The organism is Vibrio sp. S12_S33 (assembly GCF_963889785.1).
GTDB lineage: Bacteria > Pseudomonadota > Gammaproteobacteria > Enterobacterales > Vibrionaceae > Vibrio > Vibrio aestuarianus.
In genome coordinates this window covers 1-255 of the sequence record NZ_CAWPQZ010000375.1, presented here as the reverse complement: position 1 = coordinate 255, position 255 = coordinate 1, and the positions used below count along the sequence as shown (strand labels likewise).

Below are 255 nucleotides of genomic sequence, written 5' to 3'. Positions count from 1 at the left end.
GGGGGGGGGGGGGGGGGGGGGGGGGGGGGGGGGGGGGGGGGGGGGGGGGGGGGGGGGGGGGGGGGGGGGGGGGGGGGGGGGGGGGGGGGGGGGGGGGGGGGGGGGGGGGGGGGGGGGGGGGGGGGGGTGGGGGGGGGGGGGGGGGGGGGGGGGGGGGGGGGGGGGGGGGGGGGGGGGGGGGGGGGGGGGGGGGGGGGGGGGGGGGGGGGGGGGGGGGGGGGGGGGGGGGGGGGGGGGGGGGGGGGGGGGGGGGGG

At 99.6% G+C, this 255-nt stretch carries 1 protein-coding gene; it reads left to right on the top strand.

What is annotated here, in order from left to right; genetic code table 11:
* The coding region (locus tag AACW06_RS21150; RefSeq protein ID WP_045631777.1) for a hypothetical protein at window positions 1–255 on the top strand (255 nt) is incomplete at both ends.